The organism is Bacillus mycoides, assembly GCF_000832605.1.
Taxonomy (GTDB): domain Bacteria; phylum Bacillota; class Bacilli; order Bacillales; family Bacillaceae_G; genus Bacillus_A; species Bacillus_A mycoides.
On record NZ_CP009692.1, the window covers coordinates 3,352,489 to 3,367,346 of the forward strand.

The window sequence follows — 14,858 nt, forward strand, 5'->3', positions numbered from 1 at the left end:
ATTTCTAATAATTACACGCATTTTAGAGTAGCGTATAAAAAAAGAACTACAATGATAAAGAATAATTTACCTCTTGAATTTCAGAGTTTAACAAAATTTTATGCAGTGAATATGGGGAAATTATATCCGTTATTTGAATTCAAATATTTATCTATAGTAATTATATATTCAAAATAAAATTAACTTATTCAAAACAGGTCTGTTTTCTCACGGACACCAATAAACAGCACGTTCCATCGGTGCCTGTTCCTGTTCATGTCCCTTTTCTTTTTTCTTTGATTCTACTATCTGTAGAATCATAGGAAAGGATGACTTATTTACGATTGAATTTATACCGGGTCTATTTAATTGATATGGTGAACCTCATTATAAAAACTAAAATAAATTACACTTCGCAGCAAAATCAATTCATAATAATTAATCAAGAGACGCTTATACAAATAGCTGCTGATCCCTTCATTCTCTTTTAAATTTCAATATAATAATTTTCGGTATAAAGATATTTCTATATTTAGAGTAAGACAGCACAATAAATTTGAGTATTTATATCATTTTATTTATTTCAAATAGTATTTCAAGTAAAATAAGGGATTTTTTTCATTTTTATTTTTCTGTATTTTCTAATTTCATATGTTATAATGAAAAAACTTAAATTTCGACATTTTTCGTCAAAAAAGGAGAGTGCTCTATGAAACAATCGTTAACTTTTAAAGAAACAATCCCTATTGGACTTATGCTGTTTGCAATATTTTTCGGTGCAGGTAATATGATATTCCCTCCATTATTAGGATATTCATCTGGAACGAATATTTGGATATCGATTTCGGGATTTGTTGTGAGTAGTATTGGACTTCCATTACTAGCCATCGCTGCTATTTCCCTTTTTGGTGGAAATGTTAGTACCCTTGCTAGTAGGATTCACCCCGCCTGTGGTGTTATTATCCCTCTTATCATTTATTTAGCAATTGGCCCTTTTTTCGCCATTCCTCGTACAGGCACTGTTTCATATGAAATGGCAGTTGCCCCCTTTTTAAGTAACACCATGCAAAATCAATGGTATATATTACTCCTATACACATTTGCATATTTCGCTATAACGTATTACCTATCTTTAAATCCCTCTAAATTAGTAGATAGAATTGGAAAATATTTAACCCCGCTGTTACTAATCATGATTAGTATTATTATTGTTAAAGCAATTTCTTCACCAGTTGGATCTATTTCAACACCCTCTGATTCATATCAGGAAGCTCCTTTTTTCAAAGGATTTATTGAAGGGTTTTTAACAATGGATGCCCTTGCTGCTCTCGTATTTGGAATTATCGTAATTAACGCTATAAAAGAAAAAGGTGTTACAAATAAAAAATCCATTGCTAAATCTACTATAGTAGCAGGGCTTATAGCCGCACTTGGATTATCTATCATATATATATCACTTGCTTATATTGGAGCTACTTCTCAAACATTTGGCACATTTGAAAACGGAAGTGTGTTATTAACAAATTTAGTACAACATTTATTTGGGCAATATGGTCTTTCCTTATTAGGAATTACAATGTTATTCGCATGTTTAACTACATCTGTAGGACTCGTTTCAGCATGTGGGAGATTTTTCACAACACTATTTCCAAAGATTTCTTATAACAAAATCATTTTAATTATTTGCTTATTTAGCTTTGGAGTATCAAACCTTGGTTTGTCTATGCTAATTAAACTTTCCCTACCTATCCTAATTGTTATCTATCCTGTAGCAATTGTGCTAATTATCCTCGCTTTTTTTGATCGATTTATAAAAGATAAGCAGGCTGTCTATGTTGGATCAGTTTTAGGAGCATTACTGATTAGTATAGTACAAGGATTAGAAACAGCAGAACTTGCTAGTGACTCGTTGCTTACTTTCATGCAATACGTTCCTCTATATAACGAAGGAATGGGATGGATTTTAATAGCCTTACTTGGCAGTTTGATTGGTTTGATGATTTCAGGAAGAACTAAACAGTGTTCTACTACGTAAAATCATTAAGGCAATTGTAATCATTGGAACAATGTAACTCTAAAGGGGCGTCTGATTCGTGTACAAAAAGAAAATATATAAACGAAAATAGTATCGGGATTGGATTTTTCCTGGTAATAACATTATGTTAGCTTCTTTGAACTCCCCCCACTTAACACTCTTACGAGATGTTTGAAGTGGGGGATTCCTGCGAACACCGATGTATCCACCAGTTATCTTAGCAGGCTCTGCCCGTAGTTCCTACGGTAAGAACTGAAGTGTCTTGTACGTTGACTCATCACGCTTCCTACTTTAGCTTGGTTTTCGCAACTTCGGCAAGCGTGGGACGATGGAACGTTGAAGATTTTACGATTGCAACGATTTTTCTGCAACCAACCTCATTTCTTCAGTTTTCAAAGAGCAATCTGTACAAGTATATGCTAGCAAACATTTTGACTTACGCCATCCGACATTCATCTGCCACCTATCTGCTAGTGCTATCACACCTTCACACAAATTGAGGAGGAAGTCTTCTGGCGGAAAAAGATAAAAAGGAAAAGGACGTATTAGTTATGCACTGTATTCAAACAAATAACCTAGAACAGTTACTAGACCAAGTACAATCATATACAAAAAAAGGTAAACTGGCTACTTATATCCCAGAACTAAGAAATGCAAATCCAGATGATTTAGGGATTGCAATTTATCATAAAGAAACAGATTATATCCATGCCGGGAACTCCCAAACGCTTTTGACCCTTCAAAGTATTTCAAAAGTAATTACGCTTGCACTTGCACTTTTAGAGCGTGGCGAAGAGTATGTATTTTCTAAAGTTGGAGTGGAGCCAACTGGTGACCCATTTAATTCTATTATTAAACTAGAAACAGCTAACCCTTCTAAACCACTCAATCCAATGATTAACGCAGGAGCACTAGCGATTACAAGTATATTAACAGGGGATAGTAATGACGAGAAGATGGAACGGATTCTTTCCTTTGTGCGTGATATTACGGTCAATCCTACAATTAATTACTCTTCAAAAGTAGCCGGCTCTGAATTAGAAACAGCTTACTTAAATCGTTCTCTTTGCTACTATATGAAACAAAATGACATTATCAATGGCGATGTAGAGGCGTTAATGGACTTATACACACGTCAATGTGCAATTGAGGTAAACTGCATTGATTTAGCACGGATTGGTTTGATTTTTGCAATGGATGGATATGATCCATATAGAAAAAAACAAATCGTTCCGGAACATATAACAAAAATTTGTAAAACATTTATGGTCACATGCGGCATGTACAACGAATCTGGTGAATTTGCAATTCGCGTCGGAATACCCGCCAAGAGTGGGGTTGCCGGTGGGATATTCGGATGCGTAAAAGGAGAAATGGGAATTGGTATTTTTGGACCCGCTTTAGATGCTAACGGAAATAGTATAGCTGGTTTTAAAATGCTAGAACTACTTTCCGCACAAGAAGGCTGGAGTATGTTTTAACGAATTCCCCGAAAGAATTCTCCTTCCTCAAGCGTTGGACATCTAGGGGTGGAACACCTCGAAGTAAAGCTCAGGGAGACGAAAGGTTACTTTCGTCGTGGAACTAAGAAGCTCCCTCTTCAAACTTTGCTAAGTGGTGAGTAGTTCACATTCATAAGTTATTATCTAACTGCTGGTGTTCACCATCCAATAAAACCAGTAACTACATCCAAAAAAGTGCTCCTAGATTTATCTAGGAGCACTTTTTTAGGAAATACTCTGCTCTCCATGCTTTACCTCACACCCAAAAATAAGGGAGCAGATTCTACTCTATAGGTTGACTGTGAATTTGTCGATTCATGGTAACCCAAGTGGTTGTAAACAATATCATTAATAGTATTACAATGATATATAATCCGGTTTGAGGTATCATGGTACCAATCATTACGCCCATCAATAAGAGGGTTGGAATTTGAATAGTCTTAAGTTTTTCTTTTGGAATCACTTTAGGGATGATTGGCTTCACATTCCATTATTAATACATTTTCGAACAGTTTTTATTTTCATACATCTAAAGAATCCACGATACCTCTATAAAAGTGAATTCATTACTCAAAAACCTCCCTAAACAACTCATGTACTGCTTTACCTTGATGAAAACGAATTTCCTCTACGTTTTCATGTAATACAATATTTCCGTCTTTTAAAAAGATTACCTCATCAAATGTATTTTCAATTTCTCCTATTAAATATTTTTTTACACCATAACACAAAAAAGACATGAGTCTATACTTCTCAATGACTCATGTCTTTTCTTTTTAAAGTTTATTCTACCGTTTTTATTAAAAGCAAATACTTCTACTTTGTGCTACTATATCGAAACACATACTTTATTTTATAAAAAGTATTATTTTAATTTTGTCAATTCCCAACATTGAGCATCTGTACCATTGTCTGGCCATTGTTGAATATTAGCACCATTGTTTTGTATACTACTCTTCAGATCAAGTAATTGGCCGCTATGCTTAGCTATCAATTTAAGCGTTCCATCCGAATTTTTTTCGATTTTCCATTTTTGATGATCTCCACCAATGTCTTCCCATTGTTCTACATTCGCACCATCACTGTTTGAAGCTCCGGACACAGTAAGCAATTTTCCACTATGAACTGCTTTGATTTTATAATACCCATCTGCCATCTTCTCTAGTTCCCATTTTTGATGATCTCCGCCGTTATAATCCCATTGTTGGACGTTTACACCATTATCCTTTGAGGCGCTAGATATATCTAATACTTTTTGACTTCCTTTATTTTTGATGATATAGACACCACTGTAGTCAATCCCTTCAATACCATCGCAACAAAGTATTTTTGCTTTTTGCAATGTATCTTGTTGCAATTTTTCGTCTAAAATTGTTTTTGTTAGTTTGTGGGTCAACTGTTCATTCTCATTGAGTAATTCTTCTGCACTCTGCTTCCCTTCGTTGAAGGCCCGAATTGCATCTTGTATTTTTAATTTTTCTGCTACGATTACTCCTGCAGCCGCTAACTCAGCTTCTCCAATACCTGTCACGATTTTCTTCTGTGCTTCTTTACAATTGCTTTCGTGAATAGCTGTCACTTCATTCGTCATTTCTACTTTACGATAAATTTGTCCATCAGGAATAAGCTTATATTTATAATCAACTTTTGCTTTGTTTGTCACTTTCTTAGGCACTGGGTTATCAATCAACACTTGGAAGGTGACTCTTGTCGTCGTCCCGGGCTCTACCGTACCAATATTCACGCCACTTTCTATATTGCCTGAGAGAGGGCGCCCATCTATCTGCAAACTGCCTGGAACCAACTTCGTTCCATTTGGAATTTGATCCTCAATTACGACATCGGTCAGTTGTGTATCACCTGTATTAGCAACTTCAATGGTATAGGTTATAATGTTACCTGCCTTGACATAAACTGACATGTCTTGCCGTTTCACTACCTCTACCTCTACTTTTCGAATGACCGTAATGGCTTCATTACTATCTGCTGTACCTGAAGAGACCGGTAAGCCTGGGGCACTTTGGAAATCATACACGACAGTAGCTTTATTCACCGCTCTATTGTCTGGTGGCACTTTTAATACTAAGGTTTGAAAGGTAACTTCCGTCGGGCCTTCGATAGATATGGAACCAATGTCTACTCCTTTTGTCGGATCTCCACCAGGTATAGGAACGCCATCGATCTGTAAGCTGTCTTCAACAAACTTTAATTCTGGTGGAAGAGTGTCTTTTAAAATAGTTTTTTGTGCTTCGGTCATTCCACTGTTTTCAATTAATAGAGTGTAAGTAAGGATTTCACCCACGATAGCTGCTTCTTTATCTACTTCTTTATTAATTTTGATTTCTGGACTATTCACATCAATTTGGACACCCAGACCTGTCACTATATAACCATCTGATTTCGAAGTCAGTTGAACTAATGCCTCCGTTTGTGAATTCTCCATAGCTGTAGAAGCGTCCACATTGGTAATATCCCAATTATAACGAACTGCTGGTCCGGCACTTCCTGGTATGACATTTACATTCCCATAGGTACCACTCGTATCTAGATTCCCTGCATCATCATTAATTTGTGAAGCAAAGAAGTTGTCAATCGGATTATTGGGACCTGAAATGGGCTTTAAAGAAGAGGCATCTTTTCCAAAAAGTAACTGATCTCCTGGAATCTTTGAATCTCCTTCCATTGCGGTTAGCAACAATCTTGCTTTGACATCACCAAGTTCAGGCGTAGAGAAGCCAGAAATTTTCTGGCTTACTGATCCCGTTTTCTCAATCGATGCAGTTCCGACATGAATGTTCATATTTCGAAGAGGCAGTGTAGGATCTTTATAAACCACAGATAAAGTCCATCCCCCCACGTTGTTCCCTTTATATCTTTGTACTGTCGCTGGTACACCACTGACAGTATAATTACCAGCCCCACCTGCATCTATAAAACTAGTAACATTGGCAGAGCGAACATAAAATATTTGGTTCGCCTGAGCTACTTGCTGACTCGTAGTCGGATCTGGCGTAATGAGGGTGCTCCCTTTTGGTGAGATTAACGTTATGGCCCGATCTATTTCACTCGTCACATCCTCGGTACTCGTTTTTGTTGATCCACCCCAAATTAGCTCTGCATATAATACTATGCTTCCCGTTGGTAAGCGAAGCTGTGCAGCAGAAGCATTTTCTTTCCAATCTAGTGTGGTACCTGCAGGATATCCTGGTACCTGCTTAGACAAATCTAATGTGATAAATGCACCAATATCTGTATAACTGATATTTATATTACTTAGACCCAGTGTGTTGCCAGTAAAAGTAACCGCCCCGTTAGTCGTGGTTGAATATCGCTGAATAAACGCCATGATTCTCACCCTTTCTCTATTTATCTATTCCTATCCCTATTTACAACCACAACATAGGTCTTTAACTTGATCTAACTTTTTCTTCAACTCTTTTTCCAGATTAGCAATTTGCTGAACTGCTTCCTTTGCACTCTTGTTAATTGCTAGCAAATCCGTCACTTTAATCCGGCCACCTCGGAATGAATTAATTGCTGCTTGAATCTTTTCGCCTTCCATGTAAAGAATCGTGGCTAGGCCTTTTTCCTCTTGTGCGATGGAATGAATGATTAAGTCACGTGACCATTCACAGGTTGTTCGTCCTGCTGGCACATTGGTTTGTACTTCGTTACTGACCGCATCTACATAACCACCTGAATACTGAGAGCCCATGTAAGCTTTATTCCTAATCACTCCACTAGAATGGGGTTTAATCACTTCAACTTTAAATGTAATGATGATAGGCCCTTCAATGGATAGTCTATCAAGTACAATCGTTTTCGTTGGATCTTCACCAGGTTTTGATTCACCGTCAATTTCCACACTATTCGGGACAAACTGCACCTCTTCTGATAGAAAATCCTTAAAATGACAATTAGTAACATCAATTAGACTATCATTGGAAATGGTAAACGTATATGTTAGAATATCTCCTACCACCGCATCAATTTTGTCTACTTCCTTTTCTATACTCACTTTCGGAAAATTAGACATGTGCCTCTCCCTTTCTTTTCTGTAATTCATACCTTATTAGTGATGAATCAGATTCCCTATTTTTCAAAAGCATCTGAGGAAAAGTAAGACATCCTCTTCTTCTCTACTTACAACCACTACATAAATCCTGAATCGTATTTCTCTTGTTCTGTAGTTCTTGTTTCAATGTAGATAATGTTTGAGAAACACTATTTTCACTCTGAATAATCAAATTCTGTTCATTTTTTGTAATCCTGCCACTATTAAAGGCTTGATTTGCCGTCTTTATTTTTTCTGCTTCTGCATCCAGTAACTCCTGAATGGCCTTCTCTTCCTGTTTAATTGAAAATTCAATGGTACTTTGATTGTTCTCACAGTTAGTAGGAGGACGCACAATCACTTTTGTCTCTGTTATATTACTGGCTGCTTCTCCTTTTTTGATAGGCGATCCAGAAGCACTTTCAAATTCATAATTTAAGGTGGCTTTATTTTTCACTAGCTCATCTGGAGGAATATTGATTACTTTCGCTTGAAATGTCACTTCAATCAGTTCTCCTGTTCCTACCATTCCTAGCTTAATCCCATTATTTACATTCACACTAGGTTGAGGCACACCATCCACAAAAACACTACCTGGAACAAACTTCAACTCTTTTGGAAGGATATCTTTCAAAAGAGTGTTTTGTGCGTCAACCGGATCCATATTTGTTACAAGAACGGTATAAGTCAAAATATCTTTTACTTTTGCCTCATTTTTGTTTACTTTTTTATTTATTTCCATCTTCAGACTATCCTCCATTAATCTATTCGCCTCAGTTTTCATATTTACATACCCCCGACTTTGAGACATATTTCATCACCCTTTCCATCATCGAATCAAATTATATATGGATGTTATGAGCAAAAATCACAAATTTCTTGGGTAACAGCGAGTTTATCTTTAAGCACTGATTCTAGTACGATTAGGCTGTCTAACATATCCTCCACACTTTCATTGACAGCGATGAGATCTTGGACTCCTATTTTCTTATCTCCAAACGCACGAGCAGCTACTTCAATTTTTTCTGCTTCTGCCCGCATAATCCTAGCAATGCTTTGTTCCGCCTCAGCAATCGTTTGGATAATCTGATTTTTCCCTTCTTCACAGGTAGGTGGCTCAATCACTTCAATCCCAGGTTTGTTACTAATACTCGTCGCTGTCGAAATAGGTAAATCTGGTCTACTCTGAAAATCAAAGATCATCGATGCTTGATTATGCACCACTTTATCATCAGGCTCTTTCATGATTTTCGCTTGATACGTGATGAGGACTGTTTCTCCTACATCCAAAGTACCAATGTTCACACCCTTAGCAATATCTTGTCCTGGCCATGCCGCACCTCTGATTCGTAAACTATCTGGTAAATATTCAAGTTCTGGATCTAAGTAGTCCTGAAAAATCACATTAGTCGCATCTACATAGCCATCATTTTTTACTTCCAAAGTGTAAGTTACTATTTCACCTACTACAGCTTGTTTTTTATCCCCCGACTTATTCATTTTTACGATTGGGCTATTGGCGTCAATCTGTACTCCATATCCACTCACCAAATAGGTATCTTGCGCCGTCGCAATACGGGCGATTGCCTCGGTTTGACTATGATGCAACGTGTGAGAAATATCTACATTCGTGATATCCCAACCCGATCGTACGCCAAATCCGTCTGATCCAAGAGGCTTATTGAGCGTTCCAGCAGTTCCACTAGTATCTAAATTTCCTAGATCATCGTTAATCTGCGACGCAAAAAAATTATTTCCAGGATTATTCGGCCCAGATATCACCGAAAGCGACGAACGATTGGGACCAAATTCAAAGCGATCGCCAGGAAGATTAGAGTTTCCTTCCAGTGCCGTAAGCATGACACGTCCCTGGATATCCCCACCTTCTGGGGTTTTAAAATTATAAATCAACTCATCCACTGGAGGATTAGACATAGAAATCACTTGAGACCCAACATAAATATTCATATTTCGAATTTTAAGTAATGGATGTTTATAAGCGACAGCCAACGTCCATCCCACTGTATTGGTAGAAGCTAGAAAAAAAGTACAATCTCTTACCGTTCCGGGAATACCACCTACTATATAAGTTCCAGCTCCACCTTTTTGTACAAATTCAGTTACATTCGCAGAGCGAACATAGAAAACTTGACCGCCAAAGACGGACTCTTCTCGTGCAGTGAAGGCATCTGGTGCGATGGATACAGTAGCAGCTGGGGTGGTAAAAGTAATCGAAGTATTGATAGCTGAACGAACATCAGTATATTGATCTTTAGTCGATCCACCCCAGATCAACTCGGCATACAATATTTCACTGTCTGCAGGGATTCTCAGCATAGCCAAAGAGGAATTTTCTTGCCAGTCCATTGTACTTCCAGCTGGATAGCCTGACACTTGTTTAGAACTATCTGTTGTCAAAAAAGCCCCGATATCTGTACTTCCATCTGCATAACCTAATGTATTTCCTGTGAATGTAATCGCACCATTGGTTGTTTGGGTGAAACGATGAATAAATGGCATATTCTTCCCCCTTTTCAATCTAAATAAAGCTATAAATTCTTGTGCTTCTTTCTCATTAATCTACTAACAACAAATCTGCTTAGCAATTTCTAATTTATCTTTTAATAATTTCTCCAACTGTGTAGCTTTTTGGACTACTTTTTCGACACTCTGATTAATCCTAGCAAGTTCTTGGGCAGAGATTCTTTCTTCTTCAAATGCCTTTACCGCTTCTTGTACCTTTACACTTTCTGCTTGAAGGATTTTCATCAAACCGAGCTCTTGTTGTGCTACTGATTCAAAAATCTGATTTTGTGCTTTTTGACAATCGGTCTCCAACCACGCCGTAATTAGGTTACTTGTTACTATTTCCTCACGCACATTGCTACCTGGTTTCAGCTGAAATTGATAAATTGCCTCTGCTTGGTTATCTACTTTCACTGGCAACGGACTTTGTAACGCTACTTGAAATGTAATCACAGCTGTTTGGTCAGGAATTAATGTACCAAGAGGAATTCCTGTTGTTAAATCATCAAGCACCGGTGCACCATTTACTTTTAAACTCCCTGGAACGAGTACCGTTCCTGTAGGTATGACATCTTTAATAGAAAGTGCATTTACTGAAGTATCTCCATTATTGGTAATATCGAGCGTGTAGGTGATAATACCTCCCCTTTTATCGTAAACCGAACGATCTTCACTTTTCACGAGATCGACTTGTACATGCTTAATGATAGTATTTACTTCATTTGAGCTACTAGATCCTGATGTGAGAGGTAAACCCGCTGCACTTTGGAACTCGTAATCCAGCTCACCCGTATTAGTCACCTTTCCATCTGTAGGGACTGCAATCACTTTCACTTTAAATATGATCTCGACTGGTCCTTCTATGCTTACAGATCCGATATTGACTCCTTTAGCTGGATTTTCTCCGGGTTTGGCTTGCCCATCGATAGTTAAGCTGTTCTGCACAAATTCTAACTCATCTGGAAGAATATCTTTAAAAATGGAATTCTGTGCTTCTACTAGTCCACTATTTTCTACTAAAATTGTGTAAGTTAACTCGTCTCCGACTATTGCTATATCTTTATCCACTTGTTTGTCTATCTTAAGTTCCGGACTATTCACATCAATTTGAATCCCTAATCCAGAAAGGATGAATCCATCCATATCTGTTTTGAACCGAGCAATCGCTTCAGTTTGTGAGATTTCCATGGCGTTTGAAATATCCACATTCGTAATATCCCAGCCATAGCGCTGTGTAGACTGTTTTTGCCCTGGGGTTACATTACTATTTCCCGCTGTCCCACTAGTATCTAAATTTCCACCATCATCATTAATCTGTGAAGCGAAAAAGTTATCCACTAAGTTATTCGGTCCAGAAATGGCTTGTAATTGGCCTGGGGATGGACCAAATAAAAATTGGTCCTTAGAAATGAAACTATCGCCTTCGATAGCATTCAATAAAGCTCTTGCCTGAAACGGTTTGGATTCAGGTGTCCCAAAACCTTTAATTTTTTGATCCACTACATTCCCTCTTTCAACAGATGCCACACCAACATATAAGTTCATATTTCGTGAAGGTAAAGAAGGATTTTTATATATAACAGCAAGCGTCCATCCTGCTGCATTACTTTTACTTGGCCGTTGGATTGTGGCTGGTACCCCACTTACAGTATAAGAACCTGCCCCACTCGCCTTTATTAGTTTAGTAACATCAGCTGTACGAATATAAAATGTGTGATTTTCATGCACTACTACTTGGGCCGTTGTAGCATCAGGAGATATTGTTTGTATTGAACCTTGTGGGTTAGTTAAGGAAATGGGAACGTTAATATCTCCTGTAACATCCACTGCATTAAATTTTGAGGTACCTCCCCAAATCAACTCTGCATACAGCACTTCACTAGCTACAGGAAATTTCAGAAATGCTTGAGAAGCATTCAATTTCCAATTCAATGTACTACCTATTGGATAACTTGGGACTTGTTGGGTAAGATCCAACGTAATGAATGCTCCAATGTCATTATAGCTAGGATTATTCGAACCAAATCCTAGCGTATTACCTGTAAACGTCATCGCACCATTTGTAGTCGTTGTATAACGCTGAACTATTGACATTCTCTTCGTCCTTTCTATAACAACTAGAATAATAACTATTATTTTATTTTTTAATAAAACTTAAGGGGGGATTTTAATTCATATATTTGCCTCCTATGTAAATATTTGATAACACAAATTATATTTCACTCACTGAAAAACTATATCTATAATTAAATGTTCTTTCTATTTATCATTATTTATCTGATTTTTCAGGTAAATTTATTTCAAATCCAGTTCTGCTGTGAAAATCATTTAATAGGAATACCACCACATCTCTATTAGGCTAATAATAAAAAAATGATATCATTCAAATTTTTCAGTTAACAATTATAAAGATTTTGATATTTGGACAGATTGTAACTCCTAGCATTTATCGTTTGAAGGTTGAAACAAAACATACTGATGATAAAATAGGAATATTTTACACTGATCCAATCGAATTGAAGAATAGGGATTGGTAGAACAATACAGACAAAAAAGCAACTAATTGAAATTGGTCGCTTTTTTGTCTTCTATTTACTTGGCCTCTTATAGGGAACAGCCGAGATACGTGTAAAAATAGGTCATAGACTTACTTTTATGTTTCTGGTGCAAAAACTATATGACTTATGTAACTAATCTCTGAAACTTGGACATACTGATACTAGTACTCTAAAAAAGGACGTGATTAGTATGGAAAAGCAAAACCTATTCAAGTGGAAACAGATTATTCAGTATTTTCTTTAGGGGATTGAACAGGCATGCACGATTGCCCAAACTGTTCAATTGAACAAAACATTGGAGGAATGGCCTGGTGAAACCCCGGGCGGTGTGCTACGCAATATTGCATCTCACAACTCCTACCATTTAGGAGAAATTGTGCTGATTCGCAGATTATTTAGCGCTTGGCCACCGCCAGCATTTCGGAAAAAAACCATGCTAAGAGCATGCAAGGTTTTATACAGTTTTTCGGCTAATCCAGTAACAAACAAGAACCCTAAAACCGCGCCAGGATAGGAATGTATAAAAAAATGCATAGATCCGTAGAACAAAAAAAGGAGGTTCCCTTGTGAAAGTAGGGATCCACCTTTTTCTTTCTACCCATAATAGGACTTTATGTTAACTTCTATGAATACAATATACATCCATCTCATAAGAAAAACCGCTAGGAAAACATCTTGACGGTCCTTTTGTGTATAAATCCCATGAGGAGTGATAGATATGATCCGGCACTCGTAACCATGTATAGATCGGTATGTTTTCGTTTTCCAAGCAGGTCAAACATATATAATTCACTGTCTGTTTAGACTTGCGTAATGGCTAAATTCCTTATTGATTATTTTATCGTGAGCTGGCGCTACTTGTGGACCTACCGAGTTGATGCACGTTACCAGAATATGCTTCCCGTCTAGAGATCCGACGGCTCTCGATTCATATCCGAAAGTACCTCCGGCATGCCCCCAGTAAGATTGCCCGTCCGCTGTTTTAAATTCATAAATCCCTAGTCCGACTTTACCAAAAGGTCCATCTACTGTTGTGTGCATCTGGTCCATCATCTCTTGAGTCAGAAGCTTCCCGCCCAACAACGCACTGAAGAAGGTAGTCAAATCATTAACTGTTGAGACTATATCTCCCGCCGCATTTGCCCATGATTGATTCATTTCTGTTAAATCATACAAATGACCCGATCTATCCATATTATATCCTGTGGCATGCTTACCCGGAATTTCGTGACTATTTCCCATCACAAATGTCCCTTTCATTCCAAGCGGTATGATAAACCGTTTCCTGATCTGCTCCGCATACGTTTCTCCTGTTACCTTTTGAATAATTTGACCGGCTAGTACAGTATTCATATTGGAATAATTCCAGCCCTTCCCTGGTGCAAATACAGGTGGCTTTGAAAGTCCAAGGTCGATAAGCTCATCGACGGAATAGTAACGGTATGGATTTTGAGGCAAAGTAATATCTCGGAAATCCAAATCTGTATAGCTAGCAAGCCCACTTGTATGATTCAATAACTGACGGATCGTAATTTTGTTGCCATCATACCCTTCACCTTTTATGACACCTGGCAGCCATTTTTCAACCGAATCATCCAGATTCAATTTTTTCTCGTCAGCCAACTGTAATACAACGGACGCTGTGAAAGTCTTTGAAATACTTCCAATCCGGAATGAAAAATTGGACTCCACCGTGTGTGGTACTTCATAACTGGCTGTACCTGTAGCGTAAGACCAGCGTTTCCCGTTCTGTAACCCGCCAGCTATGACACTTGGGACTCCTTTGATGGTTACCACCTCATCAATGACGCGTTTGACTTCATCCCGATGCTTGCTTTTCTTTTCCTTCTCTGTCTCCACTTGTACCGCGCCTTCAGTCTGTACCGGGTTTACAGACCCATAAGCAGAAAATACCAGTGTACTCGCCGATATAGCTGTTAATGCAAGTACAGCTCCTTTTTGAATCTTGAGTAATTTCATAACGTATCGCTCCTATTATTTTGGAATGTTGTGTTGCTTTACATCCTCACCTTATCCCCAAAATTGTTAAATCGGATAGTGATGAAACCGCCAAACTTTTGTTGACACTCGGGATTGGACTTGTCACATATACCATATGACAAACTGTCAAATATCTCATGTGACGTGCTTGTTACAGTAAATTCTAACTGTTTACCCTCTTTTTCGCTTGACGGATCAGAAGT

Annotated in this window: 7 protein-coding genes and 3 pseudogenes; 3 read left to right on the top strand and 7 right to left on the bottom strand. The window is 37.8% G+C overall.

Translation table 11 applies throughout. The features are described from left to right. Positions 1-688: 688 nt before the first annotated feature. Together brnQ and glsA are read left to right on the top strand one after the other, a co-directional pair. The gene (gene brnQ, locus BG05_RS19140) at positions 689-2,014 is read left to right on the top strand and encodes a branched-chain amino acid transport system II carrier protein (protein ID WP_003189324.1); all 1,326 of its coding nucleotides are present in this window, start codon (positions 689-691) and stop codon (positions 2,012-2,014) included. 551 nt (positions 2,015-2,565) lie between these two features. Next, entirely contained in the window at positions 2,566-3,495 is a 930-nt protein-coding gene (glsA, locus tag BG05_RS19145; protein WP_003189322.1) for a glutaminase A, read from the top strand. Positions 3,496-4,082: 587 nt separating this feature from the next. Here the strand turns inward: glsA and BG05_RS19150 are convergent. The 6 genes and pseudogenes from BG05_RS19150 to BG05_RS19175 form a co-directional block, all read right to left on the bottom strand. Then, positions 4,083-4,223, bottom strand: a pseudogene (locus BG05_RS19150) (ABC transporter ATP-binding protein); the annotation flags it as partial. Between the two features lie 158 nt (positions 4,224-4,381). Beyond that, positions 4,382-6,862 carry an RICIN domain-containing protein gene (locus BG05_RS19155; protein ID WP_016126993.1) on the bottom strand — a complete coding sequence of 827 codons (2,481 nt, stop codon included), beginning with the start codon at positions 6,860-6,862 and terminating at the stop codon, positions 4,382-4,384. Positions 6,863-6,898: 36 nt separating this feature from the next. Beyond that, positions 6,899-7,552 (bottom strand): DUF11 domain-containing protein, encoded by a 654-nt coding sequence (locus tag BG05_RS19160; protein ID WP_002204241.1) that lies wholly within the window; start codon positions 7,550-7,552, stop codon positions 6,899-6,901. Between the two features lie 103 nt (positions 7,553-7,655). After that, the gene (locus BG05_RS19165; protein ID WP_016126991.1) at positions 7,656-8,381 is read right to left on the bottom strand and encodes a DUF11 domain-containing protein; all 726 of its coding nucleotides are present in this window, start codon (positions 8,379-8,381) and stop codon (positions 7,656-7,658) included. A gap of 44 nt (positions 8,382-8,425) precedes the next feature. Next, on the bottom strand, positions 8,426-10,090 hold the full coding sequence (locus BG05_RS19170) for an alpha-helical endospore appendage domain-containing protein (protein WP_003189313.1): 1,665 nt from the start codon (positions 10,088-10,090) through the stop codon (positions 8,426-8,428). Positions 10,091-10,153: 63 nt separating this feature from the next. Beyond that, on the bottom strand, positions 10,154-12,190 hold the full coding sequence (locus BG05_RS19175) for an alpha-helical endospore appendage domain-containing protein (protein ID WP_003189311.1): 2,037 nt from the start codon (positions 12,188-12,190) through the stop codon (positions 10,154-10,156). A 675-nt stretch (positions 12,191-12,865) separates the two neighbouring features. On the opposite strand from BG05_RS19175, the pseudogene BG05_RS30675 reads away from it, so the two are divergent. Then, positions 12,866-13,168 (top strand): annotated as a pseudogene (locus BG05_RS30675) (hypothetical protein); the annotation flags it as partial. A gap of 275 nt (positions 13,169-13,443) precedes the next feature. Here the strand turns inward: BG05_RS30675 and BG05_RS19180 are convergent. Beyond that, positions 13,444-14,505: pseudogene (locus BG05_RS19180) on the bottom strand (serine hydrolase domain-containing protein); the annotation flags it as partial. Positions 14,506-14,858: the final 353 nt, after the last annotated feature.